A 26,016-nucleotide genomic window follows, 5' to 3' on the forward strand; every position below is an offset into this window, starting at 1 on the left:
TCACCTCCCACCAGCCGCGCAGACACCAACGCCGCCAGCGGTGATAGACGCTCGACCAGAGACCCAACCCGTCTGGCAGGTCGCGCCACGGCGCGCCGGTTCGGCAAATCCAGAGCGCCGCCTCAACGAAGCGGCGCAGTGCCACGTCATCACGCTTCCAGACAAGGGGGATTTGCTGCATCACCAGCATCAGCGACACCCATTGGGCGTCGTCCAGGCTTGTCCTGGTCATGGCCGCGTTCCTTGAAAGCCTCAAGACCTTCCAAGGTGGCGCGGCCAGAGACCAGATCGGAGCCAGATCGGTTAGTCAGACAGTCCGGTCACAGACCCTAGGGCAATCACCATGTACTGTGCCGGTGACGGTGTCACAGCCATCAAACGGTCGGTTACTCGATGCCGCCTTCCCAACAGGGTCCGGAAGGAAAGCCGCGACCACGATGCGGACGAATCTCTGTGACCGACCCGATGCGCAGTCTCGGAGACTGACGCTCATCGACTAGGATGGAGGCTGACCAGCCGATACCCACTCGCTGTCCCGAGGAGGTGCCAAGTGGCTCGACACGATCGGATGCCGCCGGCACCTCAGCATGGAGCGCAGGTATCGATTGCCGCTGCTGTCCTGTCCAGCGCACTCCTCCTGTCGATGCCAGCGCGCGCGCAGACAGGCCTCACGCCGCCCGCGGGTCAGGCCGAGCCACGCGCAGTGTTGCCGTCGCTGGCACTTCCTCCGGCTGCATCCACGGAGCCGCAGGGCTTCGAGGCCATGATGCGCTCGGGCGATACAGCCATGGTACGAGGCGACATCCTGCGCGCTCGCGCGCTTTACGAACGGGCGGCCGCGATACATCCTCGCTCCTCCGCTGCGGCGATCGCGGCGGGCAAGTCCTACGACCCGAATCTTCTGCCCGTCTTCGGCGCGGGGCCAAACCTCGCCGACGCTGCCAAGGCAAGGGCATGGTACGAGCGTGCCCGAGCCTCCGGCGACCCCGCCGCCGCCGCCTTGTTGCATGCCCTCCGCTAGAGACGCTCGATACCGGCCTGGGCGTTGAAAGGACTGCTCGCCTCCAGGCCTCGCCCGTCAGGAAACAGGAGTACACCGATGAACCGCCGTGACCTCCTCGTCGGCTTCGCCACCGGCCTGTGCTGCCCGATCGTGCGGAGGGCATCGGCCGCACCGGACCCCACCACCACGGCAAACGCCAATGTCCTCGGCATCATCTCCGGCGGCCTCGATGGCACCTATACCCGCTTTGCGGCAGACATCGCGGCGGTGATCGACGGGGTGGACGGCCTCCGCATCCTGCCGCTCATCGGCAAGGGTTCGCTGCAGAACCTCTCGGACCTGCTGTATCTACGCGGCATCGATCTGGCCATTGTCCAGTCCGACGTGCTGGCCGCCGCTGCCCAGCAGAAGGTCTTTCCGGGGCTCGAGCAGCAGGTGCAATACATCGCCAAGCTCTACAATGAGGAGGTGCATGTCTTTGCCGCACCCGGCATTGAACGGCTCTCCGATCTCGCAGGCAAGCACGTCGCCATGGATAACCGCGGCTCCGGCACGGCCATGACGGCCACGCTGCTCTTCTCCAAGCTCGGCATTGCGGTGCAGCCGGTCTATGACGCCACCGTCGATGCGACGGAGAAGCTGCGGCGTGGCGATATCGCTGCGATGGTGCGGGTTACGGGCAAGCCGGCACGCTTCACCACGCCCCTGCCGGATGGCGCGCGCCTTCTTCCCATCCCGCTCACCGAAGAACTCCTCGAGACCTATTTGCCCGCCAGCTTCGGCCCGGACGACTACCCGGGCTTGGTGCCGACCGGAGAGTCCGTCGAGACGGTCGCGGTAGGCGCCGTCCTTGCGGCCTACAACCATCAGATCCCGGAGCGGCGCGACCGCCTGCTGCGCTTCTCGCGGGCCTTGTCCCTGAAGTTCGACATGTTCCTGAGGCCGCCTCGCCATCCGAAATGGCGTGAGGTCAATCTGGCGGCGGGCGTGCCCGGCTGGGCGCGGTTCGGCAGCCTGCCACCCCGCCCCCAGCCCCGCCGCCCACGTAACTGGTCTCCACCCGTGGAGGAGTAGCGGCAGCGCGGGCGAATGGCCAGGCAACTTGCCCGCCATCGCCATGCACGAGGCCCTGCCTCGGCGCCCTGGTCAGCGGAGGCGGCTGAGCAGTTCGGCCGCGGCCGGCTCGCCGAGGGACTGGGCGCGCTCATACCATCGCGTTGCCATGGTGACATCGGGAAGCGCACCGCCATGCACGCCAAGCCCGGCCAGGACGCCGGGATCATAGGTTTTCCCGGTGGCGATATGTGCGGCGGCCGCCGATGCGTCGAGGGAGGCAGCCCGCTGGTACAGGGCGCGGGCTCCGCTGATATCCCCGCGCAGCAATGCAGCATCGCCATGCCGCATCAGCGTGGCATAGGCGGCCAGGGGGAGGCGTCCGGCATCCGCCAACCCTCCTGCTTCCGGCTTCGGCTTGACCGGCTCTGCGGAGGCCATGGGGGCCGGTGCAAGCTTCTCAGCAGGCGCGGCACTGTCCGCAGCGGAGGGCGCCGGGGATGTGGCTGCCACTGCCTCGGCAGGCACCGGCGCCGCAAGCTCCGCTTGCACCGATGCCCGCATGGGCGGCTCCGGAGCCTCCGCTGGCAGGGAGGTCTCGATGGTGAGGGCCTGGAGTGCACGGTCGTATAACTCCACGGCCGCCGAGAAGTCGCGGCGCCGGAAGGCCTCGTCCCCGGCCTCCCGCAATTCCTGGCTCGTGTGCCGGATCGCGCCCAGGGCAGCGGGTAAGCGGCCAAGCTGAAGGCCGGCCATCGCTCCGGACGCATAGGGCGGCTCACCCGAACCGATGAGCGGATCTAGCTCGGCGATCAGTGGAGAAGGCGCCGGAGGCTGCGGCAGGGCAATGGCCTCCTGGCCTGGCGGCGCATTCTGGTCCTCGGATGGGTGTCTGCTGGGAGGCTCGGAGGCAGGGTTGCGCGCCGCCTCGTCCAATGCCGGCACCCATGCTTCGCGGGCCGTGGAAAGAGGTTGAGGTGGTGCAGGCGTCGTCATGACAGGTGCAGCCTGGGATCGTGCGAATTGGCTCCGGCCCTCGCCCGACGGCACGGTATCGAGGAACAGGGCGCCTCCACTGACCAGAATTCCAACTGACAACATCACGGCCACCAGGGCGAGCACGAACGGCATGCCGGCATAGAGCCCGCTCATTCCCCGGCGATCCGATCTCCTCCTGCCATGCCTGCGGCGGATAGGGGGTGTGTCCCGATGCGCCATGGCAGCCCGGGCGGCATCCGCGGATGGGTCGGCCTGTATCGGTACGCTGGGTCGCATATTGGACGCCTGGCGCATCCGGGCCGGGGCATACTCCTCAGGCCTTCTCTCGTCAGGGCTTCTCTCGGGCGGCCGCTCGTCATGCTGAGCAGGAGGCGCCTTGGGAAGCATCGGCCCACGGTTCCGCGTATCTGTCGTATCAGGCCAAGGGAATGACATGACGCAGCGGAAATCGCGGCCTACCTGGTGGAATGCGCGGGGGTTTCCCGGTGCCTGTTGCGAGGCGCCATCCGACATGTTGCATCCCTTCCGCAGGCTGGATTTCCCGCCGCCTTGCCAAGCATCCGAGAGTTCCTGATGCCTCCGTCCTGCGTCAAGGGATCGGGCCGGCACGAGTCCGAAGTAGTGCAGCCGATGTCATGCCACCGCCAGACGTCGTACTCCGCATGATGCATGGGCAAAGGCATCCCTACGCCTAAAGAGCGGCACCGATGCCAAACCCCTTTGGAAGGCGGAGGGCTGTCTACTTGGCGAGGCGCTGTATCGAAAGCTGCACTTCTTTGGATGATTATTCACGGCCTGCCCAAGCCTCGGCCTTGCCGTGGAACTGGGCGAGGGACGGCCAGCCTTTCCCGTACCTGTGCGGCATCGGCTCGCCCCGGGCTTGGCGTATCGTTTGTGAACCCGTGTAACAGGCAACGCGAGCGCTTGGTTTGCCTGCCACCTCTCCTGGCCGGCAGCTGATCGGCCGCATGACATCCGGGAAGCTTGAAACTGTTACGGTTTGCAGGAGCGGCAATCGAACAAGTCGAAGGCCCGGCAGCAATTCCAAACATCGACGACGCTTGGTTGGCATCGAAGCGAGAGTTCCCGACTCACAATTACGTTACTCATGTTCGGTTGCGAACAAACTGTCGGTCTAAAGTTATCAGCAGATATCAACTAGAAATCAATGAATTTCCATCCTTGCGGGTACCCGAAGCAGGAACTCTCATATCTGCCGCAACACGCCTCAAAATTGATACAACGCCGCCTGAATGTCACCAGTTAAGTCGATGGCGAATGCATCAGCCTGCGGTAACATTGAGATACGATGCCTTGAAGGGATGAGCGTCACAAACGCCAGTGCTGACTGGGAGTGCACACAATAAGCCAGCCAGATTTTCTTGCCCCCTTTTGTAGGGTGCGTGAGAGAGCGTGATGGTTCGTCGTAATCGCGGCCAAGAATTAAGGAACTCGGACTATGGCGGATGATCTTTGCGCAAGTCACCACAAGGAACGTTGCGCTACAGCCGACAACAACAGTTGCCGTCTCCTTCTCATCGATCCCTCTCCGCTGCGCCGGGAAGCCCTCCGAAGGCTTCTCGAGGATCTGACGGCCAATGACAACGGATGCGACTTTTCCATCGTAGGCGCCATCCCATCGCTGGATCAGGCGGATCCCGACAGCTCCGTCGGACTTGTAGTCCTGAATTCGGTCGTGACCTCAAGCGATCCGCAGCGACTGGCCCGCTCCATTCATGAAGCAAAGCAACTTTTCCCATATGCGCCCGTCGTGGTCATCTCGGACCGGAACGAATCCGCCGAGGTGATTGCCTCCCTCAGAGCCGGGGCGCGGGGCTTCATCACCGCTGATATTGACCCGCGCCTGGTGTTCTACGCTTTGACCTTCATCGCCCATGGCGGCGTATTCTTTCCGCCACAAACCTTGCTCGAATGCCTCGACGGCGCGGAAGAGGCCGACATGCGCATGATTGCCGCCCCTGCGCCTGTAAGCGAAATGGGTGCCTCCCTTACGAGTTTGACGGCCCGCCAGAAAAAGGTCCTGCAGTTGCTGCGGCAAGGGCAGTCCAACAAGCGGATCGCCATCGATCTCAACATGTGCGAGTCGACCGTGAAGGTGCATGTCCGCGAAATCATGCGGAAGCTGAAAGTGGCCAATCGGACCCAGGCCGCCCTCTGCGCCGCGAATCTCGAACTTCCCGACGACATCTCGCTCGAGCCGCTTCTGGCACAGCAGAATCAGGCTGGCCTCGAGCGGTCCGAGATGCGCCTCATCCCAGCCTGAACCTTCGACGGCGCGTCCGTCTGGACCATTCGCTCCGCTTCACCCCGGCGGAGCAAGCACCGAAGCAGGAAGCCACCCGGCTGGGGTGACTCTCTGACAAATGGCTCGCCAGCGCGGCTTCCGTGACCCGATGGGGCGGAACCGCCCGGCTGTCCTGGCGCCGCCGGAACACGGCACGCCGCCCAGCACGTATGACGCCCAGCACATATGACACCCGGCATGAGGCGGACCTCATCTTCGCCGGCACCCCGCCAACAAGGGTTCCGACGACTTATGGCGTACCTCTTCCCGGCAATCCAATCCCCCATTCCTGGCGCAAAAGATAAAAGAGCTCTTTCGATACTATTTGGCAATTCCACATGAATCCTTTGGCCCAATTGATGGCGCCTTGAATTGCTGCAACATTTATAGGGAACAACAGTCACCAGAAGAGACGCATCTGGCATCTTCGCCACTCTCCTGGTGGCACGACAAGTCCAGAGTAATGGGCGGGGAACAGGTCAGCCGTGCAGCAGCAACCGAAGCAGAAAAGCGACGCTTCCGTTTTGCTGGTGGATGCCAAGGCGCTCCGCCGGGCCGAACTGACCGCATTCCTGTCGGACTGGGCAGCCGACAATCATGTCTCGATCGTGGCCGTGACGCCGGATGACATGGAAGGCGTGGTGCAGCCGAATGCCGCCTTCGCCCTGAGCATCCTCAATCTGGGCGCCGGTTCCCTGAAGGCCACGGCGGGCGCGGAGTGGCTTCAGCTCCTCCTGAAGGCGCTGCCGGCCACCCCGGTTGCAATCATCTCCGACCTCGATGCCGTCGATGAGGTGGTGGCGGCGGTTCGTGTCGGCGCCCGTGGGTTCCTGCCGACGAGCACGGATCCTGCCATCGCGCTGCGGACGCTGTCCTTCATCATGCAGGGAGGCTCGTTCTTCCCGCCGACCGCCCTGCTCGAGGACAAGCCGGCGACGCCCAGACCGGCCGGCATCATCGACTTCGGCCCGCGAAACATGGAAGCGTCGCAGCACCTGTTCCCCCTCACGCCCCGGCAGCATGCCGTGCTTCGGCATCTGCAGGCCGGCCTCTCCAACAAGGAGATCGGCAACCTGCTCGGGGTGCGGGAGTCGACCGTCAAGGACGATGTCCGGCACATCATGCGGAAACTCGGCGCTTCCAACCGGACGCAGGCAGCGCTCGCCGCGGACCAGGACCGCTTGCCGGGCAAGCCGGCAGGGCGGAACGGCCCGCTCTGAGGCATCGCCTTAGCCGAACAGGTTGTGGTCGGATTGGCTGTCCGCGGAGGACACCACCGAAGCAGCCGCATCCGAGAAGTCGTCGGTGGCCAGGGCGGCTGCCTCCACCTTGACGATCGTGTTGTCCCCAACGGATTTGGCGTCGATGCTGAGCGTGGCGGCGTTCCCGGCCTGCATGTCGGGTGGGGCCTTGACCGTCTTCTCCGGCAGCATCTTCGTCGTGAAATGCCCGCCCTTGAGCTCGATACCCTTGATGTCGATGCCGAAGAAGAAGGTCGTGCTCGTCGCGGAAGCCCAGTCCGAGCCGGATCCGCCACCGCTGCCCGAAGAGACCTTGGTGAAGCTGCGGCCGATATCGGCACTAGTGACCGTGGCTGTGGTCTGCGCCGTGGCATAGGCAGTGTCGGTATCCGAGGTGCCGGCGGCCGTTGCCGTCACCTTCCCGAAGGTGAAGGTCACCTTCCCCCGGTCCACTATGTAGGACTCCATGCCGACATGCGCGGTCGTGTCCTGGCCGATGGCGGTGGCACTGCCCTGGGCCTCGACCTTCATCGTCGTATTGAGCGTTGCCTTAAGCCCAAGCTTCATCTTCGCCATAATATCCTCCGTCCGGCAGGCGGCATCTCGCCTGCGCTTCGGACAAGGGTACATAAGCGCCGCCTCAACCAAATCGGGCCAAAGGGTACTCTCAAGGCATCGGAAGGAGAGGCCAGGAAGTGGCTGCTGCTACCCTTTCGGTCTAACGCTGGCGGTCAGACCTCGCGGAAGCTCCGGCGGAAGGCATCGCGGAACGGCTCGATCAGGTAGTGGACCATCGTGCGCTCCCGCCTGACGATCAGCACCTCCGCCGGCATGCCCGGCACGAGGACGATATTGGGGCCGAGCTGCTCCAGCGTGCCACGCTCCACTTCCACCCGGGCCAGGTAATAAAGCTGGTTGGTGCCGGGATCCTGAAGGCTGTCGGCCGAGACCGAACGGACGATGCCTTCGATGCGTGGCAGGCCACGGCTGGAATAGGCGGTCAGCCGCACCTGTGCCGCAAGGCCTTGATGGACGACGTCGATATCGATCGGCGCGACCCGTGCGTCGATCAGCAGCTTCTCCTCGTCCGGCACGATGTCGAGGATCGCCTCGCCGGGCCTGATCACGCCTTCGACGGTCTTGAAGCGCAGATTGATGACCGTGCCGGTGATCGGCGCCAGTACGGCGGTACGGGCAAGCACGTCCCGGCTGGCCTCCAGCCGCTCGGTCACGCCGGCCAGCTCGACCCGCACCTTGTCGATCTGCTCCGACACCTTGTCGAGCCGCTCGGCCTCGAGCGAGATGATCTGCATCTCGGTCTCGCCGATCACCTGCCTGGTCCGGGCGATCGTCCCGAGATACTCGCCATGCCGCCCCAGGAGCTCCGCCTGGTTGCGCTGCAGGCGCAGAACCTCGGGCCGCGGCACCAGCCCCGATCGGAGAAGCTGTTCCTTGCCCCGCAACTCGTCGGCGATCAGGGCAAGTTGGTCGGAGGCACTCCTGACCTGCGCCTCGAACGCGCCGATCTGCTGCTGGGACTGCTCGATCCGCAGGCGCAGGATCACCGTCCGCATCTCCTGGGCCTTGCGCCGGGTGGCGAAGATGGAGCGTTGGGCCGCGATGAGCCGGGCGAGTTCCGGATTGGTGACGGCGGCCTCGATCTCCGGGGGCAGCCTTATCTCCGGCCATCCGTTCTGCTCGGCCTCCAATCGCGCCTGCATCACGAGCAGGGTCTGGTACTGGCTCAGCAGCGAGTTGTAGACCGCCCTGGCCTGCAGGGTTTCGAGCAGGATGAGGGGCTGGCCCGCGGTGACCTTGTCGCCGTCGCGGACCCGCAGCTGGGCGATGATGCCGCCTTCCAGGTGCTGGACGGTCCGCCGGTTTCCGTCGGGGCTGATGACGCCGGGCGCGATGGCCCCGCCCGCGATGGGCACGGTCAGCCCCCAGGCCAGGAAACCGCCCAGGAAGACGAAGACCAGCATCAGCCCCATACGGCGCGGGGCGCGGGTCGAGAGCGCCAGGGTCGCCGCGCCTGGCATGCCGGCCAGGGTGACGTCCATCCGTGGGTCGAGGGGGACGAGGGACCGTGCGCCGCTCATGGGTCTTCCTTCAGGCTTGCCGCCCGGCAAAGGGCGGCCCGGGCGGAAACAGGCTGGCCTCAGGCACTCCTGGCGGCATCGGCGTCTTGCGGCTGAGCCTTGTCGCTGGACGCCTTCCTGAGCCGCTTCAGCACCTCATCGCGCGGGCCGATGAGCTCCACCCGGCCCTCCTTCATGAGCAGGATCCGGTCGGCCAGCGCGATGGTCGAGGGGCGATGGCCGACGATGAGCAGGGTGCAGTGGTGCCGCTTCATCTCGTCGATCGCTGCGGACAGCGCCGCCTCGCCGCTGGTGTCGAGATTTGCATTGGGCTCGTCCAGCACGATGATGCGCGGGATGCGGTAGACGGCCCGGGCGAGGCCGATGCGCTGCCGCTGCCCGCCCGAGAGCCGGATGCCGCCCTCCCCGATGACGGTATCGTAGCCCTGGGGCAGCCGCTGGATCAGCTCATGCGCATGCGCCAGCATGGCGGCCTCGACCACCGCCTCGTCCTCGGCCTCGCTCATGCGGGCGATGTTGTCGCGGATGGTGCCGGAGAAGAGCTCCACATCCTGCGGCAGGTAGCCGATATGCTGGCCCAGCTCCTCGGCATTCCAGTGGCGCAACTCCGAACCATCCAGCCGGACCTCGCCGGAGCTCGGCTCGGCGATGCCGACCAGGAGGCGGCAGAGCGTGCTCTTGCCGCCCGCCGATGGGCCGATGACGGCCAGCACCTCGCCGGGCACGGCCTCGAAGGACACCGATCTCAGGATCGGCACGCGCGAGCCGGGCGCGGCGAAGCTGACATTGCGGAGCGTCAGCACCCCCTCCGGCGCCGGGAGGCGCGTGCGCACCGGCTCCTCCGGCATCGCCCGGAGCTGCGCCTGCAGGCGCCTGTAGGCGATGCGCGCCATGCTGAAGCTCCGCCAGGCCCCCATCGCGCCCTCGACCGGAGCCAGGGCCCGGCCGAGCAGGATCGAGGATGCGATCATGCCGCCGGAGGACAGGCTGCCCTGCAGGACCAGATAGGCGCCGATGCCAAGGCTGGCCGACTGAACGAAGTACCGCACGAATTTGGTGATGCCGAGGAGCAGGGCGCCCCGCTCGGCAGCACGCTGCTGCGCCGACAGCGCAACCTCGTTGCTGGACTGCCAGAGGGCGATCATCGCCGGCAGCATGCCCATCGCCCGCACCACCTCGGCATTGCGGATCGTCGCCTCCGCATGCTTCGTCGCTGCGATCTGCGAGAGGCTGGAGGCGATGGTCGGCTTGCGGGTTACGTATTCATTGGCGACCCCGAGGCTGAACAGCAGCACGGCCGAGGCAATGGCGAGGACGCCGAGCCAGGGATGCAGCAGCCAGCCCAGGATCAGAAAGATCGGTACCCAGGGCCCGTCGAAGAACACGTTGAAGCCTGGCGAGGTGATGAAGGTCTGCACCGACTGCAGATCCCTCAGCGGCTGCGCCCCGCCGCCGTCGCCGGCCAGCCGGGCCCGCACGCTGTTCGCCAGATAGACCGGGCCGAGCTGAGCCATCAGCCAGCTGCCCAGCCGCGCGGTGATCGCCGACCGCGTCGCATCCAGCAGGCCGAAGACGAGCAGGGCGCCAGCGGTCATCGCCGTCAGCATGATCAAGGTCTCGATGGCGCCGCTCACCATGACCCGGTCATAGACCTGCAGCATGTAGAGCGGCGGAGCGAGCATCAGCACGTTGCTGGCGAGGCCGAACAGGGCCAGCACCCAGGCCGTGGAGCGGCAGGCGGCGACAGCCTGGTCAAGCTGCGTCCGCCGCGGCTGCCTGAAGCTCGAGCCTTCGATCAAGGCCATGTTCCGCCCCTTCGGCTTGCCTGGCCTAGAGCCAGGGGCTGTCCGCGGTCAGGCCGGAGTTGACGATGAGGTCCCGCCCATCGCCGTCAGTGTCCAAGGCGCTACCAGCAGGCGCCAAAATACGGTCTAAAACGGCTTGCGCAGTTTCTTGAGTCACCGCGGTTGCCAAACCCAAGTTAATAAAGGTGTTATGCTGTGATCCCTGAAAAAGTATGATGCGAGCTGTGCCACCACCGGCCGTGGTGATTGTGGGTGTGGCAACCAAGCTGTTTAATTCAATATCTTCACCGATCTGATAACCGCTTATCTGGACGGTCGTACCGCCAGCGGCGCCGATGACACGGTAGGTATCGAGACCTGGAGAACCACCGTCGCCGATGCCCTCGCCGACCAACAGCTTGGTGCCGATGCCATTCGAGACGAGAAGGTCGGCACCGCTGCCACCACGCAAGGAGTCGTTCCCGGCGCCACTCACCAGCTTGTTGCCGATGGTGCTCCCAAGCAGAAGATCGGCGAAGCCCGAACCCACAACATTCTCGATCTGGCTGAACCGATCACCCGCGGCATCGCTCGTCGTGCTTCCGAGAGCGGAGCCCACCCCGGCGCTGTTAGGGTCGGAGCTATCAAGCAGCTGGATCTGCACGCCACCATCAGACGTCGAGAAATCGGCCGTATCGGTGCCCACGCCACCGAACATCGTATCCGCCCCGGCTCCACCCCGGAACCAGTCGTTGCCGGTGCCGCCCTCCAGCCGGTTCGCGGCGGCGCTGCCGAACAGGGTATCGGCGAAGGCCGTCCCGATCACATTCTCCATATCGGTGAGCTGGTCGCCATCCGAGGCCGTGCCGGCCAGGAGGTTCACGGTCACGGCGGCCGTCGAGAAGGAGTAGTCGGCGGTGTCGTTGCCGCCGCCACCATTCAGCAGATCGGCGCCGAGGCCACCGACGAAAATCTCCCCGACGCCGCCCCCGTTGAGGCTATCGGCGAAGGCCGAACCGATCACCCGCTCGATGAGCTGCAGCGAGTCGCCCGCGGCATGCCCGCCAGTGCCCGTCCCGGCAGCCGTCGGGTTCTCCGGCGTCGCGGTGAACTGGATCGAGATGGCCACGTCGGAGGCGGAGTAGTCCGCCGTGTCCAGTCCGCCCTGCCCGATCATCTGGTCCGCGCCGGCACCGCCCACGAAGGTGTTGTTGAGGCTGTTGCCGATGAGGATGTCGTTGAAGCCCGACCCGGTGAGGTTCTCGATGTTGGCGAAGCTCGCCCCTGCGGCTGCGCCGCTGCCGATACCGTTGGTCAGGTCGACGCCCGCCGCGCCGGCGGCATTGGCGAAGGTCAGCGTATCGATGCCCTCACCGCCATCGATGGTGTCGCCGGCACCGCCCGCCAGAGTGTCGTTGCCGCTGCCTCCGGTGACCTGATCGGCATCCTGGCCGCCATCCAGGCTGTCATCGCCATCGCCGCCCGTCACGGTATCGAGGCCGATACCCGCAGCCAGGACGTCGTTCCCGGCATCGCCCGCCAGGCTATCGGTGCCATCGGCGCCGGTCGCGGTATCGTTGCCGTCCCCGCCATGCACCTCGTCATTGCCGCTGGAGGCGTTGAGGTCATCATTGCCGGCGCCGCCATACAGGGTATCGTTGCCGATGCTGGCGACGAACTGGTCATTGCCATCGCCGCCATCGAGCAGGTCGTCGCCGCTGCTGGAGGAGAGAAGGTCGTCCCCGGCATCACCGTGAAGCTCGTCATTGCCGAAGCTGCCCAGCAGCGAATCATTGGCGGCGCCGCCATGCAGGGTGTCATTGCCGTCACCGCCATCGACCAGGTCGACACCCCCCTGCGCCGCACCCTCGGTCGTGCTGTCGCCATACAGGAGGTCGGCACCGGCATTGCCCCTGACCGTATCATTGCCGAGGCCGCCGACGAGCTGGTTGTCGAGCTGGTTGCCGGAAACCAGGTCGCCGAATGCGGTGCCGACCACATTCTCGATATTGGACAGCACATCGCCCGTTGCATCGCCGCCGGACGGCCGGCTCGTGGCCGAGCTGGTGGTGGAGGTGCTGAGGGTCAGCACCAGCATGGCACCCGAGGCGGAGTAATCCGCGGTGTCGCTTCCCGCGCCGCCGTTGAGAGTGTCAGCGCCGGCACCACCGATGAGGATGTCATCGGTTTCGGCGCCCGTCAGGCGATCGAGGCCTGCGCCGCCGTCGAGCAGGTCCGAGCCGGTTGTGCCGGCAAGGACGGAGATCACGTCGTTGCCGCCGAGCCCCTGGACCGAGAAGCTGCCGGACTCCGAGATGACGCGGGAGTCGTTGCCGGACGTCAGGACGATCGTCGTGTAGGCGATATCCGCCGCGGCCAGGCTGGACGTCGCAGCGAGGAAGGTCTCCGCCTGGCCGTCCTGGGAGGTGGTGACCTGCCGCGATGCAGGCTCGCTGAGGCGCGCGCCGCTGTCCTGGACGGACGCCTTTGGCGGATTCCGCAATGCCGCCCTGGCCGCGATCTCCGAGGCGGAGACGGCACTGGCCGTGTCCTGCAGCGACATGTCGAGCCGTGCCGGCGTGCCAGGACTGACATCGGCCTGGTCAATCGACCCGATGACGGTGATGTCGTCGAAGGTGTTGGGCTTCTTGGCCACTGCCTGGATCTCCCGTCCAACCGCCATCGAGGTGCGGCACCTGTCAAAGGCTAGTGTGGGAGGAGGCGGGACAATATCGGTGCAGTCGGCTTACGCCCTTGGTGGCGACGGTTCACGGCCTAACCAGAAGGGACAGCCCAACCTCCACCCGTATTGCATCTCAAGTGAGCGCCGATGCAACGGGTCGCTGGGGGCCGAGATTGGCCGGACCAGCTGGAGCCGGGCCGTTACGGTCCCGGTCATGGCATCCAGGCATCATGGGGCCCAGCCGCAGGATCCTACCCTTGGCTCAATCCACCCGGGCGCCAGTGGCGCGCACGATGGGCACCCAGCGCTCGATCTCCGAGGCGATGAAGTCGCGGGTGCGCTCCGGCGTCATCCCCTCCGGGATGGTGTTGCCCAGGCCGGTCAGGCGGTCCCGCACGGCGGGCTCGCGCAACGCCTCGGCGATCTGCTCGTAGAGGAACTGGCGGATCACGGCAGGCGTGCCGAGCGTCGTCGACCATGGCGTCCAGGTCGTCGCCTGATAGGCCGGCAGCCCGGCCTCGGCGCTGGTCGGCACCTCGGGCGCGAGTGGCGAGCGCTCCGGCGTGGCGATGACGATGCCGCGTACCGTGCCGGCCTTCAGTGGCTCGGATAGGAAGGAGATGGTGTCGGCCTGAAAGGCCGTGCGCCCCGCAATGAGGTCGGTGAAGGCTGCCGCCGAGCCGCGATAGGGCACATGCTGCGCCTGCACGCCGAGCAGCTGCAACAGCATCGCACCGGCGATATGCCCCGTGGTGCCGTTGCCGGAGGAGCCATAGTCGTATTTGCCGGGATTGGCCTTCAGCAGCGCGGCGAATTCCGCCAGCGTGCGAACCGATAGCGAGGGATGCACCGCAACCGCGATGGCGGAATGGCTGGAGATGGTGATGTGATCGACGCCGGTCAGCGGATGCACTCGCAGCCGGTCGCCATAGAGCCCGATATTCAGCGTATGCGAGCCGAGCGCGCCGACCAGCAGGGTGTAGCCATCGGGCGGCGTCGCGGCGGCCGTCTCAAAGGCCACGGTGCCGCCACCGGAGGGGCGGTTCTCCACCACGAATTGCTGGCCGAGCTGCTGGCTTAACTGGCCGGCGACGACGCGTGCATTGATATCGGCATTGCCGCCGGGCGCCAGCGCCACGATGACCCGTACGGGGCGGCCCGGATAGTCGGTGCCCGGTGCCCTGGGCTGGGCCTGGGCACCCCCAAAGGCGAGCGTCGCCAGCGCGACCGCGATACATCGTTTCATTGTTGCCATTCCTCCCCGAGCTTCAAGCTAGCCGATGCCGTGCTCCAGCACGCCGACACGCTCCACCTCCAGGCGCAGCCGGTCGCCAGGGCGGAGGTAGCGAGGCGGCGAGCGGAAATGACCGGAGCCGGCGGGCGTGCCGGTGGCGATCACGTCGCCCGGCTGCAGGGCCATGTAGCGCGAGACATAGGCGATGAGCCCGGCGACACTGAAGATCAAGTCACGCGTATTGCCCTCCTGCACCAGCTCCTCGTTCAGCCAGCAGCGCAGGCCGAGCTGCCAGGGCTCGCCCACCTCCTCGGCGGTGACGAGCCAGGGGCCGAGCGGGCAGAACCCATCCAGCCCCTTGGCGAAGCTGGTCATGGGCAGCGGCTGGTCGAACTGGAATTCGCGCGCCGAGACATCGTTCAGCACGGTGTAGCCGGCGACGTGGTCAAGCGCCGTGCCCTCGCCGACCTGCCAGGCGGTGCGGCCGATGACGACGCCGAGTTCCACCTCCCAGTCCGGCTTGGTGACGCCGGGGGGGATGCGTACCAGCGCGCCCGGGCCGCAGACCGAGGAGGTGGGCTTGAGGAAAAGGCGGGGCGCCGCCAGCGCCGGGCCACCGACTTCCTTGGCATGGTCGGCATAGTTGCGGCCGACGCCGATGACCTTGCCCGGCAGCAGCGGTGCGCGAAGCGCCACCTCCGCCAGCGGCCGGCGCAGTGCGGCGTTCTCCGGCCGGGCGGCGAAGGCGAGCGCCCGGCCGGCGGCGACCAGCGCCGCCTCGCCGGCGGCGAGCAGCCCGACCATCGTCTCCGGCAGGCGCTCCGGTGCTTGCCCGGCGGCGGCGCGGGCGGCGTCGAGCGCGGGTTGCAGGGGCACCACGGCATCGCCCAGCACGGCGCCGACCCGCACCGCGCCATCGGCCTCGAAACTCGCCAGCTTCATCTCAGGCGGCCAGCGCAGCGTAGTCGAGCGTCGCCATCACCTGCACCCGCAGGATGAAGCGCGGCTCATCCGCGGCATAGTCGGCGACGGCATTGTGGGTGGTGCCAATATTGTCCCACATCAGCAGGTCGCCCGGCGTCCAGGCATGGCTGTAGAGGTATTGCGGCTGCGACTGGTGGAGGAAGAGGTACTCCAGCAGGGCGTCGCTCTCGCTCCGCTCCAGCCCCTCGATCCACATGGCGTAGCCGGGGTTGCAGTAGAGCACACGGCGGCCGGTGACCGGGTGGATACGGAAGATCGGCTGCCGCACCGGCGGCTTCTTGGCCTTCTGCGCCGCGGTCAGCGGGCCCCGGATGCTGCCCGGACGCTGCCGAACCATGTCCCAGAATTTCTCGAAATCATGAACCGCCACCCTGCCCTCGAGCCGCTCCACCACCTCGGCCGGCAGGTCGTCATAGGCCGCATGCATGTTGCGGAATTGCGTGTCGCCGAGCGGCTTGCCGTTGCGCTGCGGCACCTGCTTGGCATGCAGGGCATTGGCCAGCGCGATCTCGGTCGAATAGGACATGTCGGTGTGCCAGCCCTGACCGGCATCGTTCAACCCGACCGGCTTGCCCTCGGCGTCCTTCTGGTTCGACAGGATCATCACCTCGGGATGGCCCGGGGCATGAAACAGGTTGGCGACATTGACCTCCAGCTCGCCGAAGCGGCTGCCGAAGGCCGAGAGTTGTGGCGCATCCAGGTCCTGCCGGGGAAAGCACAGCACCCCGTAATGGCCGAGCGCCCGGAGCACGGTGCGGTAATCCTCGGCCGAGAGCGGCCGCGCGAGATCAATTCCCTCGATCCGGGCGCCGAGCCCGGCATTGTTCGGCGTGATGTTCATCGCCTGTTCCCTCCGCTTGGCGGCCAGGGTCGGATGGGGGACAGGCGACGTCAACTATCTCCGCCCTCAACCCGTCCACCTATTTGCTAATGATTCGCATTTGCATGACGGGTGACGCCTTGCTAATCCGGCGCCAGCGAGATTCGGAGCAGGGGCCCTGATGTCCAGTTTATCGGTATGCGCCGTTCGGCAGCCTGGGGTTGCAAGAGCCGTGGCCCTGGCACTCGCCCTGTCGCAACCGGCCTGGGCGCAGACTGAGGCTGCCGCCCCGGCCGGCGAGGCGGTCGCCTTGCCTGAGATCAATGTCGGCGCCGACCGGGACCGTGGGCACGGCCCGGTTCGGGGCTATGTCGCGCCGGTCAGTTCGACGGCGACCAAGACCGACACCCCGATACTCGAGACGCCGCAATCCCTCTCGACCGTGACGCGTGACCAGATCGAGGCGCAGGCGGCACAGAATGCCAATGGCGTGCTCCGCTACACGCCGGGCGTCGCCACCGACACGCGCGGCGCCGTGGCGTTGCGGCTCGACCAGTATTTCATCCGCGGCTTCACCGTGCCGCAATTCCTCGACGGCATGCGCCTCTTCGGCGGGCGCGACGCCAACCCCAGCGTCGATATCTACCGGATGGAGCGGGTGGACGTGCTGCGCGGGCCGCCCTCGGTGCTCTATGGCCAGTCGAGCCCGGGCGGGCTGGTGAATTTCGTCAGCAAGCGCCCGACCGACACCCCCTATCGCGAGCTGCTGCTGCAGGGCGGCAGCTACGGCACCTTCCGCGGCGGGCTCGACCTGAGCGGCGCGCTCAACGAGAACCGTACCGTGCTCGGCCGGGTCACCGGCTCCTACTCCCGGTCCGACACGCAGATCGACCGGGTGGAGGAGGAACGCTACTTCATCGCGCCCTCCCTCACCCTGAAGCCGACCAACGACACCACCATCACGCTGCTCGGCCTCTACCAGCGCGACCCGCAGGGTGGCTCCTACGGCTCGGTGCCGGCCTATGGCTCGGTGCTGCCGAACCCGAATGGCCGCATCCCGACCGGACGGTGGGACGGCAACCCGAATTTCGACCGGCTGAACCGCACGCAGTACCAGATCGGCTACCTGGCCGAGCACCGCTTCAACGACACCTTCACGCTGCGGCAGAATTTCCGCTACGCGCATTCGGATGGCTACTACCGCCAGCTCTATGGCGGCTTCACCAACAGCCTGCTGCCGGATCTCCGCACCGTCCAGCGGTCGACGACGGGCTCGAACGTCTCCTTCGACACCATCACCCTCGACACGCATCTGGAATCGCGCTTCGCGACCGGTCCTGTGGCGCACACGCTGCTGACAGGCCTCGACTACTACAACGTGCGCAGCCGGACCTTCAGCGGGTTCGAGCCGGTCGCACCCTCCTATGACGTGTTCAGACCGGTCTATGACGGCGTCGCCATCCGCCCGCTCAGCTACCAGACGCGGGCGGTGCAGGACCAGAACAGCCTTGGCGTCTACGCGCAGGACCAGATCCGCATCGGCCGCGTCGCCATCCAGCTCGGCGGCCGCTACGACAGCTATGACAGCGAGACGGTAACGGAGACCTTCGCCAGCCGCTCCACGACGCGCAGCACCCAGGATGTCGGCGCCTTCACCGGCCGCGCCGGCATCGTCTACCTCTTCGACAGCGGCTTTGCGCCCTACTTCTCCTATGCCGAGAGCTTCGAGCCGCAATCCGGCAGCTTCGCGCCGGCCCGCGGCGCCCGGCCCTTCGACCCCACCACGGGGCGGCAATACGAGGTCGGCCTGCGCTACCAGCCACCCGGCACCAACGCGCTGTTCTCCGTCGCCGCCTTCGACCTGACGCGGCAGAACGTGCTGACGACGGACCCGAACGACAGCCGCTACTCGATCCAGACCGGCGAGGTCCGCTCACGCGGCGTGGAGGTGGAGGCCAAGGCCAGCCTGGCGAGCGGCCTCGACGTCACTGGCGCCTTCACCTATCTCGACGCCGAGGTGACCCAGAGCAACGCCACCGTCGTCGAGAACCGCGGCATCGCCGGCAACCGCACCGCGACGCGGGCGGAGAAGGGCACGACACCGGTCGGCGTGCCGGACATCCTCGCCTCGGTCTGGGCCAACTACACCTTCCAGCCCGGCCACCGCCTGGAAGGCGCCGGCCTCGGCGCCGGCATCCGCTATGTCGGGGCAAGCTGGGGCGACACGGCGAACACGCTGAAGGTGCCGGACTACACGCTGGTCGACCTGGTCGCGCGATACGACCTCGGCAAGATCGCCCCGAGCCTCGGCAACGCCAGCCTGCAGGTGAACGTCACCAACCTCTTCGACACCGACTACGTCTCGACCTGCAACACCTATGCCTGGTGCTGGTACGGCTTCCGCCGCAGCGTCATCGCCACGGTGAGGCACCGCTTCTGATGCGCCTGCCGCCCTGGACCGGCATCCTGTCGCGCAGCATCGCCGCGATCCTCGGCGGCTACCTGCTCGCCTCGCTCGTCGCCGCCTGCTGCGCCCTCGGCCTCGCCCTGCCGCGGGCGGAGGCGGTGATGACCGGCGCCATGCTGGCCTTCGCCGTGCATGCCGGCGCCGTCATCTATGCTTTCGCCGTCCGCAGCGCCTGGCGGGCCTGGGCCGGGCTGGCCCTGCCGGCGGCGCTGCTCGGCGGGCTGCTCTGGCTGCTGCAATCCGGGGGGGCCGCATGAAGCCCGGCTTCCGCCAGAGCATGGCCTGGCTGCACACCTGGTCCGGCCTGCTGGTCGGCTGGGTGCTCTTCGCCGTCTTCCTCACCGGGACGGCCGCCTATCTCCGGCCGGAGATCTCGCTCTGGATGCGGCCGGAGCTCGAGGTGACGCGGCCCGGCCCCGACATCGCGCCCCGGCTGATGGAGGCGATGGCGCGCCTCGCCCCCGGCTCGCCAAACTGGTCCATCGGAATGCCGACGGCGCGGGACCCGGTGGCACGGGTGTTCTGGCGCGACCCGCAGGCGCCGAACCGGCGCGGCTTCCGCGACGCCGCCCTGCATCCCGCGACAGGCGAGGTGCTGACGGCGCGGGCCACGCGCGGCGGCGAGTTCTTCTACCGCTTCCATTTCGACCTGCACTACATGTCGCCGATCGTGGCGCGCTGGATCGTCAGCGCCTGCGCTATGTTCATGCTGGTGGCGATCATCAGCGGCATCGTCACCCATCGCCGCATCTTCGCCGACTTCTTCACCTTCCGCCCCGGCAAGGGGCAGCGGTCCTGGCTGGACGGCCATGCCGTCGCCGCCGTACTCGCCCTGCCCTATCACCTGATGATCACCTATACGGGCCTCGTCACGTTGATGTTCCTGACGATGCCCTGGGGCGCGCAGCTCGCCTACAAGGGCGACCGCGCGGCGATGAACGCCGACATCTTCGGCAATGCGCCGGTGACGCGGCCGGCCGGGCGGCCGGCGCCGCTGGTCGGGATCGGGCCGCTGGTGGAGGAGGCCGCGCGGCGCTGGGAGGGCAGCAGCGTCGGCCGCATCACCGTGCAGAACCCGGGCGACGCGCGGGCGACGATCCAGCTGGTGCGCCAGGACTCCGAACGGATCTCCTTCAACCCGCAATCCCTGCTCTTCGATGGCACCACCGGTGCCCTGATCTCGGCCACCGGCGAGGCGGCGCTGCCGGCGGCCGAGACACGCGGGGTGATGTACGGCCTGCATGTCGGCCGCTTCGCCGGGCCGCTGCTGCGCGGGCTGTTCCTGCTCTCGGGTCTCGCCGGCAGCGTGATGGTGGCGACGGGCTGCATCCTCTGGGCGGTGAAGATGCGCCAGCAGGCGGCGAAGCGCGGCCGGGTCGGCTTCGGCACGCGGCTGGTCGAGCACCTCAACGTCGCGGCCATCGCCGGACTGCCGGTCGCCATGGGCGCCTTCTTCTGGGCCAACCGGCTGCTCCCGGCGCAGATGGAGGGCCGGGCGGAGTGGGAGATCCACCTGTTCTTTGCCGCCTGGGGCCTCTGCCTGCTGCACCCGCTGCTGCGGCGCGGCCGGCAGGCCTGGGTGGAGCAGCTCGGCCTCGGCGCCCTGCTATTCGGGCTGCTGCCGCTGCTCAACCTCCTGGTCACGCGACGCCATCTCGGCATCACCCTGGCCGAGGGCGACTGGATCCGCGCCGGCTTCGATCTCGGGCTGCTGGCCATCGGCGGAGCGCTCGGGGCGATCGCCTGGATGGTGGCGCGGCCCAAGGTGGCGGGCGCACGCGCGGAGCGGACGGCCGCCTCGCCGCTCGCCACGGCGGAGGCGGCGGAATGATGCTGCTGGCCCTCGCCCTGCCCTATGCCGGCTTCACCGCGCTCTGCCTCGCCATGGAGCGGCACCACGAGCAGGTGCTCGGCCGGCGGCGGATCGCGCCGGGGCTCCGGCGGCTGCTGCGCCTCGCAGGATGGCTGCTGCTGCTCGCCTCGCCCCTGCCCTGCCTCGCCCTGGCCGGCTGGGGCGGTGGCAGCGTGCTGTGGTGCGGAATGCTGACCGCCGCCGCCCTGCTGCTGACCCTCTCGCTGCCCTATGCGCCACGCCTCGCCGCCGCGCTCGCCTTGGCCCTGCCGGCGCTCGGCCTGGTGCTCGCGTCCTGACCTGAACGGAGAACGACATGACCAAGACACGCCTTGCGATCCTGATGGCTACGCTGCTGGCCGCGCCGCTCCCCGCCGGGGCGCACCAGGTCTGGCTCGAGCGCGACGGCAGCGCCGTGCGGGCCTATTTCGGCGAGCCGGCCGAGGATACGCGGGAGCGCAGCGGCGGGCTGCTCGACCGCATCGCCAGCCCGCGCATCTTCACCGAGGACCCGTCGAAGGCGCTGCCTCTCCGCCGCGAGGCCGACCACATCCAGGCCAGCCTGCCCCCCGGGGGCGGCGATGTGCGGCTGGTGGAGGACGGCCTCGCCCCCTATGGCCGCAGCCCGGAGCAGCGCACCCGGCCCGTCATGCTGGCGCGCGAGGGGCGGACCCAGACGCGCGGCATGATGGAGCTCGAGCTGGTGCCCGTCGCGCCCGGCGGCAACAGCTTCACCCTGCTGCTGCGCGGCCAGCCTCTGGCCCGCGCCGAGGTCACGGTGGTGGCGCCGCCGCGCTGGGAGCGCCGGCTGCACACCGATGCCGAGGGCCGTGTCGCCATCACCACGCCTTGGGCCGGGCGCTACGTGATGGAGGCGGTCCATACCGAGGACCGGGCGGGGGGCTCGGGCGATGCAGCCCATGCGAAGCAGCGGCTGGTCTCCACCCTCTCCTTCACCGTGGCCGAGGGCCTGCCCTGGCCAGCGGGCCGGTAGCGCGGCGGGCCTGTCACGGGGGCGGGCTATGGGGCTACAGTCGTCCGAACAACCTTCGGGGAAACGATCCATGGCCCTCTCCATGACGGAACCGACCGGAACCGCGAGCCAAGCCGGCCTCGACCACGACGCGATCGTCATCGGGGCCGGCATGTCCGGCATGTACCAGCTCATCCGCCTGCGCCAGCTCGGCCTGCGGGTGCGGGTCTTCGAGGCCGGCACCGGCGTCGGCGGCACCTGGTACTGGAACCGCTACCCCGGGGCGCGCTTCGATTCCGAGAGCTACTCCTACGGCTACTCCTTCGACCCCGAGCTGCTGCAGGACTGGAGCTGGTCGGAGCATTTCGCCCCGCAGCCGGAGACGCTGCGCTACCTGAACCATGTCGCCGACAAGTACGACCTGCGCCGCGACATCCAGTTCGAGGCCCGTGTCGCCAGCGCCCATTACCAGGATGCGACACGCAGCTGGACGGTGACGCTGGAGGATGGAAGCCGGCACAGCTCGCGCTTCCTCATCACCGCCATCGGCGTGCTCTCGGCGCCGACCCTGCCGCGGATCGAGGGCATCGACAGCTTCCAGGGCCAGTCCTGGCATACCGCGCGCTGGCCGAAGGAGGGGGTCGATTTCACCGGCAAGCGGGTGGCGGTGATCGGCACCGGCGCCACCGGGGTGCAGACCATCCAGGAGGTGGCAAAGACGGCGGGCCACCTCACCGTTTTCCAACGTACGCCCAATTGGTGCGCGCCGCTGCACAACCGCCCGATCACCGAGGAGGAGCAGCGCCAGATCAAGGCCAGCTACCCGGAGATCTTCCGCCGCTGCCAGGAGACCTTCTCCTGCTTCCTCCATACCGCAGACCCGCGCGGCACCTTCGAGGTGACGAAGGAGGAGCGCGAGGCCTTCTACGAGCAGCTCTACGCCTCGCCCGGCTTCGGCATCTGGGTCGGTAATTTCAAGGACATGCTGACCGACCGGGCGGCGAACAAGGAGATCTCCGACTTCGCGGCGCGCAAGATCCGCGAGCGGGTCAAGGACCCGAAGGTGGCGGAGATGCTGATCCCGACCAACCACGGCTTCGGCACCCGCCGCCTGCCGCTGGAGACGCGCTATTACGAGGTCTACAACCAGCCCAACGTGCTGCTGGTGGACAGCAAGGCGACGCCGATCGAGCGCATCACCCCGACCGGCATCCGGACCAGCGCGGCGGAGTACGAGTTCGACATCATCATCTACGCCACCGGCTTCGACGCCCTGACCGGCGCCTTCGACCGCATCGACCTCCGCGGCGCGGATGGGCTGCGGCTGAAGGAGGCCTGGGCCGGCGGCGCGCGGACCTTCATGGGCATGATGGTGGAGGGCTTCCCCAACATGCTGATGCTGCTTGGGCCGCATACCGCGCTCGGCAACATCCCGCGCAGTATCGAGTACAATGTCGATTGGGTGACCGCCCTGCTGCGCCACATGCAGGCCAAGGGGCTGACCCGCGTCGCGGCCAGGCCGGAGGCGGTGCGGGCCTGGACCGAGCATGTGATGTCCTGCGCCGAGGGGCTGCTGACCTTCGAGGTCGATTCCTGGATGACCGGCGTCAACCGCAATGTCGAGGGCAAGCAGACGCGTACCGTCGCCCGCTATGCCGGCAGCGCCCCGGCCTACCGCGCATGGTGCGACGAGGTGGCCGGCGGAGGGTACCGGGAGCTGGTCCTGGATTAGGACCAGCCCCGTGGCGCATCAGGCCTGACAGCGGTTCGGCGCGAATTCCACGCGCCGGTCCAGCGCGTCCCGCATGTCGTCGGTGCCGAGGCCGATGATCGGCTCGCGGCTGCCGCGTCCGATGGCCTCGCTGCGACTTTGCAGCGGCGGGGCATTGATTACCAGGATGCGGCGCACCGTCTGCGCGCGGGCCAATGACAGGCGGTCATTGGCGGCAGGGGCGCCGGTGACGCTGGCATGGCCGACGACCCGGAGGCAGGCCTCCCGCTGCACGGTGTGCGAGGCGATTTCCTGCAGCCACATCGGATAAGGGGCGCTGACGCCCGGATCACGCACGAAGCCCGTCCCGCCGGGCCGGAACAGCAGCTTCAACGCCAGCCGGTTCCGCATCAGGCCATACTCCACCACCCGGCCGAAGGCGTCGCGCGCCGCGTCGCGCTGGCCGAGCCCCCAACTCGCCAGATAGAGGCCGTTCAGCACCCGCGCCTGCTGCCCGCCCGGCTCCCCATCCGCCTGGCGGTAGAGGGTAAGGGCGGTGGGGAGATCGCCGCGTTCATAGGCCCCGATCCCTTCGGCGACCGCGGCCTGGGCCCGGAGGCCGCGCAGATAGGCCGGGTCCATCGGGGTGCCCGGTGCGCCGGCGCAGGTGCGGAGATAGGCTGCCTGCGCCTCGTCATCGGTCCAGGCCGGGCTGTCGCGGAAGAAGGGGCTCGGTGCCGTATCCACTGTCTCCGCCCGCACCCAGGCGGTGGGGTGGGACAGGATCATCCCGGTCCCGAGATCGCCCAGCACCGCCCATATCCGGTAGGTGTCGCCTGGGCCCGTGCTGTTGGTAAGGCTGCCGGCTGCGGTGACGCCCGTGATGGCGCCGAGCAGGATCAGCGGTTTCTCGTCGAGCGTGGCGGTGGTGAAGGGCTTCAGCTCGAGTTCCGGATGCCGCTCGCGCACCAGCGTCTCGATCCGGGCGACCATGGCTCGCGTCGCGCCGGTTTCCGCCCCGCTGGCGCGGTCGATCAGCGGATCGATGACCAGGGCCCGGCGCCCGCCCGGCGGGACGGCCTTGTCGCCGGCGAGTGTCGCCTCCGCCAGGCGCATCACCGCATCCTCGAGCGGCAGGGCCTCCTTCGGGATTGTAGCGGTGACGGGCGGCGGGGCCTGCGTGGCGCAGGCGCCCAGCAGCAGCAGGGCGCCAAGGCCAAGGGCCTGCATCAGGTTACGGATGCGGGGCGCAGGCGGTTTGCAGGACATGTCGGGCATCGGGGCTGGGTGTCTCTCCAAGCTGGAGGCGCGCCAGCAGGGGCGCGCAACGAGGGTCCGCGGGTTGCCAGGACGGCAAGGCGCGGTCGGCACTGACGCGCTGGGGCGGCTTCTCCGCAGATGGCGGCCGTGCGGGCTTGCGGGTGTCCTGCGGGAGACGGAAGGCCGCCGGAACCGGCTGCGAGGGTGGGATGTCGGGGCGCGGCGGTGCCGCCATGGGGAGAGAGGCGATGTCGGACGGGGCAGGCGCTTCGTCGACCGCCTGCTGATCCCGCGGCGCGCCAGTCATTGATTGCTCGGCCTCGGTGGGCGGGTGCAGGCGGGCGAGGATCAGTGCCGGGCTGGTGCCGGAGAGCAGCAGGCCGGCCACCAGCAGGGCCGCCGGGGCGGTGAGCCAGGCTGGCAGTCGATGGGAGGCCCGGCGATGCCCCTCGCCGAGAAGGCCGCGCAAGCTGCGCACCCAGCCCCGGCCATGAAGCGGCACGGGCTCCTGGCCGGCGAAGGCGGTGTCGAGCAGGCTGGCGAGGTGGGGCACTTCCTCAAGCGAGAGGCAGCAATAGACGATGGGGAGACTTGCGACCCGCCGCCTGAGAAGGCCGGATTGCAGGATGGTCTGCCGCATGATCTGAGCGGCACGAGGCGTCGCCTTGGGCGCGATATCGATGAGCGCTACCCCACGCCGGGGATGAAGCAACACGGCATCGACGCGTAGCGGAACCTCGTGAAGATTGCCAATGGCAACGTCGAAGAGGCTGTCCCACTGGCGTAAGGCAAATCGCGGCCAGCCCACGCAACCAACGGAATGCGGCACGCCCAATGCGATCCGGCTCCCGGGCCCTGGCTTACTCGACTCGCAGATAGAGGGGCCGTGAGGGCCCCTCAACGCCAGCGGCCGTTCCTACACGCGTACGTGACGCCTGCCGCACATCATGGGCGCGACCGATCGGCGGACGGGCACCGGATCGGCTGATGACGGGCCAGACAGCTTGCCGGGCCCGTTATCAGCTCGGGCGAGCCAAACCGTTCCGGGCAGCCGCCAAATTTATAAACGCTCATTGCCAGACCGACTGGGATGCCAGCACCTCAGCAGGCCGCACGGCGAATCCGCTGAGGATGGCGTTGTCGAGGTCGTCCGTGCCGCTGCTTTCGAGGCGCAGGTTGAGCTGCCCGTCGGTGACGGATACGGTCCTGGTGGCGATGTAGGCGGTGTTGATGCCGCCGGCCGCCGTGAAGAGGTCGAGGTTGGAGATGACCTCCTGCCCCTCCAGCTGGACGTCGAACCTCCGCTGTCCCGCGCTGGTGAAGAAGGTCTCGATGAAGTCGAGCTCGACCGTGTAGGTGCCGTTGGGGAGGGCGATGTTGTAGCCGAAGTCCTTGCCGAAGCGGTAGGACTGGAAGAAGCTGTCGTCGTTCGTGTTGGCGATGGCCGCGGTGGTCGTCCTCACCGTGCTGGCGCCGACCAGGGCGGGGTTGGGAGCGGTGGCCGTGTCCGCCGCGTACTGGGTGCCGGTGTCGGCGTCGGTATAGGCC

Annotated in this window: 22 protein-coding genes; 10 read left to right on the forward strand and 12 right to left on the reverse strand. The window is 67.8% G+C overall.

The genetic code is table 11. From position 1 onward, the window contains the following. The coding region (locus BLR02_RS25475) for a transposase (RefSeq protein WP_143018306.1) at positions 1-232 on the reverse strand (232 nt) is incomplete at its 3' end. A gap of 555 nt (positions 233-787) precedes the next feature. On the opposite strand from BLR02_RS25475, the gene BLR02_RS29815 reads away from it, so the two are divergent. Both BLR02_RS29815 and BLR02_RS25480 read left to right on the forward strand, forming a co-directional pair. After that, a complete protein-coding gene (locus BLR02_RS29815) occupies positions 788-1,021 on the forward strand; it encodes a hypothetical protein (RefSeq protein WP_143021195.1) in 234 nt (77 codons plus the stop codon). Between the two features lie 78 nt (positions 1,022-1,099). Beyond that, a complete protein-coding gene (locus BLR02_RS25480; RefSeq protein ID WP_090570145.1) occupies positions 1,100-2,077 on the forward strand; it encodes a TAXI family TRAP transporter solute-binding subunit in 978 nt (325 codons plus the stop codon). Between the two features lie 72 nt (positions 2,078-2,149). Here the strand turns inward: BLR02_RS25480 and BLR02_RS30175 are convergent, their stop codons facing one another. Beyond that, positions 2,150-2,812: a hypothetical protein gene (locus tag BLR02_RS30175; protein WP_090570148.1), complete on the reverse strand. Its 663-nt coding sequence runs from the start codon at positions 2,810-2,812 to the stop codon at positions 2,150-2,152. Between the two features lie 1,702 nt (positions 2,813-4,514). Here BLR02_RS30175 and BLR02_RS25490 point away from each other — a divergent pair. After that, the gene (locus BLR02_RS25490) at positions 4,515-5,339 is read left to right on the forward strand and encodes a LuxR C-terminal-related transcriptional regulator (protein WP_090665125.1); all 825 of its coding nucleotides are present in this window, start codon (positions 4,515-4,517) and stop codon (positions 5,337-5,339) included. Positions 5,340-5,845: 506 nt separating this feature from the next. Then, positions 5,846-6,580 carry a response regulator transcription factor gene (locus BLR02_RS25495; RefSeq protein WP_143018308.1) on the forward strand — a complete coding sequence of 245 codons (735 nt, stop codon included), beginning with the start codon at positions 5,846-5,848 and terminating at the stop codon, positions 6,578-6,580. Positions 6,581-6,589: 9 nt separating this feature from the next. On the opposite strand, the gene BLR02_RS25500 is transcribed toward BLR02_RS25495, so the two are convergent. From BLR02_RS25500 to BLR02_RS25530, 7 genes are all read right to left on the reverse strand, one after another. Next, positions 6,590-7,177 carry a hypothetical protein gene (locus tag BLR02_RS25500; RefSeq protein ID WP_090665127.1) on the reverse strand — a complete coding sequence of 196 codons (588 nt, stop codon included), beginning with the start codon at positions 7,175-7,177 and terminating at the stop codon, positions 6,590-6,592. A gap of 155 nt (positions 7,178-7,332) precedes the next feature. Further along, on the reverse strand, positions 7,333-8,700 hold the full coding sequence (locus BLR02_RS25505; RefSeq protein ID WP_218128065.1) for an HlyD family type I secretion periplasmic adaptor subunit: 1,368 nt from the start codon (positions 8,698-8,700) through the stop codon (positions 7,333-7,335). Between the two features lie 59 nt (positions 8,701-8,759). After that, complete coding sequence (locus BLR02_RS25510) at positions 8,760-10,505, reverse strand: type I secretion system permease/ATPase (RefSeq protein WP_090665128.1); 1,746 nt, start codon at positions 10,503-10,505, stop codon at positions 8,760-8,762. Between the two features lie 25 nt (positions 10,506-10,530). Then, a complete protein-coding gene (locus tag BLR02_RS25515) occupies positions 10,531-13,140 on the reverse strand; it encodes a calcium-binding protein (protein WP_090665129.1) in 2,610 nt (869 codons plus the stop codon). Positions 13,141-13,429: 289 nt separating this feature from the next. Next, complete coding sequence (locus BLR02_RS25520; protein ID WP_176849825.1) at positions 13,430-14,413, reverse strand: Bug family tripartite tricarboxylate transporter substrate binding protein; 984 nt, start codon at positions 14,411-14,413, stop codon at positions 13,430-13,432. Positions 14,414-14,440: 27 nt separating this feature from the next. Beyond that, complete coding sequence (locus BLR02_RS25525) at positions 14,441-15,343, reverse strand: fumarylacetoacetate hydrolase family protein (RefSeq protein WP_090665131.1); 903 nt, start codon at positions 15,341-15,343, stop codon at positions 14,441-14,443. Between the two features lies 1 nt (position 15,344). Continuing rightward, positions 15,345-16,226, reverse strand: a complete 882-nt coding sequence (locus tag BLR02_RS25530; RefSeq protein ID WP_090665132.1) for a TauD/TfdA dioxygenase family protein — start codon at positions 16,224-16,226, stop codon at positions 15,345-15,347. Positions 16,227-16,437: 211 nt separating this feature from the next. On the opposite strand from BLR02_RS25530, the gene BLR02_RS25535 reads away from it, so the two are divergent. The 6 genes from BLR02_RS25535 (at position 16,438) to BLR02_RS25560 (ending at position 23,229) form a co-directional block, all read left to right on the forward strand. Continuing rightward, positions 16,438-18,645 carry a TonB-dependent siderophore receptor gene (locus tag BLR02_RS25535; RefSeq protein WP_245704956.1) on the forward strand — a complete coding sequence of 736 codons (2,208 nt, stop codon included), beginning with the start codon at positions 16,438-16,440 and terminating at the stop codon, positions 18,643-18,645. Then, the gene (locus BLR02_RS25540) at positions 18,645-18,929 is read left to right on the forward strand and encodes a DUF3649 domain-containing protein (protein WP_090665134.1); all 285 of its coding nucleotides are present in this window, start codon (positions 18,645-18,647) and stop codon (positions 18,927-18,929) included. Before BLR02_RS25535 ends, BLR02_RS25540 begins: the two co-directional genes overlap by 1 nt. Beyond that, positions 18,926-20,503, forward strand: coding sequence for a PepSY-associated TM helix domain-containing protein (locus BLR02_RS25545; protein WP_218128066.1), 1,578 nt, complete (start codon positions 18,926-18,928; stop codon positions 20,501-20,503). The genes BLR02_RS25540 and BLR02_RS25545 overlap by 4 nt, the downstream gene beginning before the upstream one ends. Next, positions 20,500-20,823 (forward strand): DUF3325 domain-containing protein, encoded by a 324-nt coding sequence (locus tag BLR02_RS25550; RefSeq protein WP_090570175.1) that lies wholly within the window; start codon positions 20,500-20,502, stop codon positions 20,821-20,823. The genes BLR02_RS25545 and BLR02_RS25550 overlap by 4 nt, the downstream gene beginning before the upstream one ends. Before the next feature lie 17 nt (positions 20,824-20,840). Further along, entirely contained in the window at positions 20,841-21,518 is a 678-nt protein-coding gene (locus tag BLR02_RS25555) for a DUF4198 domain-containing protein (RefSeq protein WP_090665135.1), read from the forward strand. Positions 21,519-21,588: 70 nt separating this feature from the next. Continuing rightward, positions 21,589-23,229 carry a flavin-containing monooxygenase gene (locus BLR02_RS25560; RefSeq protein WP_090665136.1) on the forward strand — a complete coding sequence of 547 codons (1,641 nt, stop codon included), beginning with the start codon at positions 21,589-21,591 and terminating at the stop codon, positions 23,227-23,229. A gap of 18 nt (positions 23,230-23,247) precedes the next feature. Here BLR02_RS25560 and BLR02_RS25565 read toward each other — a convergent pair whose 3' ends face one another. The 3 genes from BLR02_RS25565 to BLR02_RS25575 all read right to left on the reverse strand — a co-directional run. Further along, the gene (locus BLR02_RS25565) at positions 23,248-24,477 is read right to left on the reverse strand and encodes an OmpA family protein (protein WP_176849826.1); all 1,230 of its coding nucleotides are present in this window, start codon (positions 24,475-24,477) and stop codon (positions 23,248-23,250) included. Continuing rightward, on the reverse strand, positions 24,443-25,108 hold the full coding sequence (locus BLR02_RS25570; RefSeq protein WP_090665138.1) for a hypothetical protein: 666 nt from the start codon (positions 25,106-25,108) through the stop codon (positions 24,443-24,445). Before BLR02_RS25570 ends, BLR02_RS25565 begins: the two co-directional genes overlap by 35 nt. Before the next feature lie 430 nt (positions 25,109-25,538). Then, on the reverse strand, positions 25,539-26,016 hold a 478-nt coding region (locus tag BLR02_RS25575), incomplete at its 5' end, for a malectin domain-containing carbohydrate-binding protein (protein ID WP_218128067.1).

Origin of the sequence: Belnapia rosea (assembly GCF_900101615.1) — a bacterium.
Taxonomy (GTDB): Bacteria; Pseudomonadota; Alphaproteobacteria; order Acetobacterales; family Acetobacteraceae; genus Belnapia; species Belnapia rosea.

Excerpts from the sequence above, each read along its gene's own strand:
- BLR02_RS25505 (WP_218128065.1), bottom strand. The coding sequence starts at position 8,700 with ATGAGCGGCGCACGGTCCCTCGTCCCCCTCGACCCACGGATGGACGTC.
- BLR02_RS25565 (WP_176849826.1), bottom strand. The coding sequence starts at position 24,477 with ATGTCCTGCAAACCGCCTGCGCCCCGCATCCGTAACCTGATGCAGGCC.
- BLR02_RS25570 (WP_090665138.1), bottom strand. The coding sequence starts at position 25,108 with ATGCGGCAGACCATCCTGCAATCCGGCCTTCTCAGGCGGCGGGTCGCA.
- BLR02_RS25540 (WP_090665134.1), top strand. The coding sequence starts at position 18,645 with ATGCGCCTGCCGCCCTGGACCGGCATCCTGTCGCGCAGCATCGCCGCG.
- BLR02_RS25530 (WP_090665132.1), bottom strand. The coding sequence starts at position 16,226 with ATGAACATCACGCCGAACAATGCCGGGCTCGGCGCCCGGATCGAGGGA.
- BLR02_RS25520 (WP_176849825.1), bottom strand. The coding sequence starts at position 14,413 with ATGAAACGATGTATCGCGGTCGCGCTGGCGACGCTCGCCTTTGGGGGT.
- BLR02_RS25560 (WP_090665136.1), top strand. The coding sequence starts at position 21,589 with ATGGCCCTCTCCATGACGGAACCGACCGGAACCGCGAGCCAAGCCGGC.
- BLR02_RS25500 (WP_090665127.1), bottom strand. The coding sequence starts at position 7,177 with ATGGCGAAGATGAAGCTTGGGCTTAAGGCAACGCTCAATACGACGATG.
- BLR02_RS25510 (WP_090665128.1), bottom strand. The coding sequence starts at position 10,505 with ATGGCCTTGATCGAAGGCTCGAGCTTCAGGCAGCCGCGGCGGACGCAG.
- BLR02_RS25490 (WP_090665125.1), top strand. The coding sequence starts at position 4,515 with ATGGCGGATGATCTTTGCGCAAGTCACCACAAGGAACGTTGCGCTACA.
- BLR02_RS25555 (WP_090665135.1), top strand. The coding sequence starts at position 20,841 with ATGACCAAGACACGCCTTGCGATCCTGATGGCTACGCTGCTGGCCGCG.
- BLR02_RS29815 (WP_143021195.1), top strand. The coding sequence starts at position 788 with ATGGTACGAGGCGACATCCTGCGCGCTCGCGCGCTTTACGAACGGGCG.
- BLR02_RS25550 (WP_090570175.1), top strand. The coding sequence starts at position 20,500 with ATGATGCTGCTGGCCCTCGCCCTGCCCTATGCCGGCTTCACCGCGCTC.
- BLR02_RS25545 (WP_218128066.1), top strand. The coding sequence starts at position 18,926 with ATGAAGCCCGGCTTCCGCCAGAGCATGGCCTGGCTGCACACCTGGTCC.
- BLR02_RS25480 (WP_090570145.1), top strand. The coding sequence starts at position 1,100 with ATGAACCGCCGTGACCTCCTCGTCGGCTTCGCCACCGGCCTGTGCTGC.
- BLR02_RS25525 (WP_090665131.1), bottom strand. The coding sequence starts at position 15,343 with ATGAAGCTGGCGAGTTTCGAGGCCGATGGCGCGGTGCGGGTCGGCGCC.
- BLR02_RS30175 (WP_090570148.1), bottom strand. The coding sequence starts at position 2,812 with ATGGCCGGCCTTCAGCTTGGCCGCTTACCCGCTGCCCTGGGCGCGATC.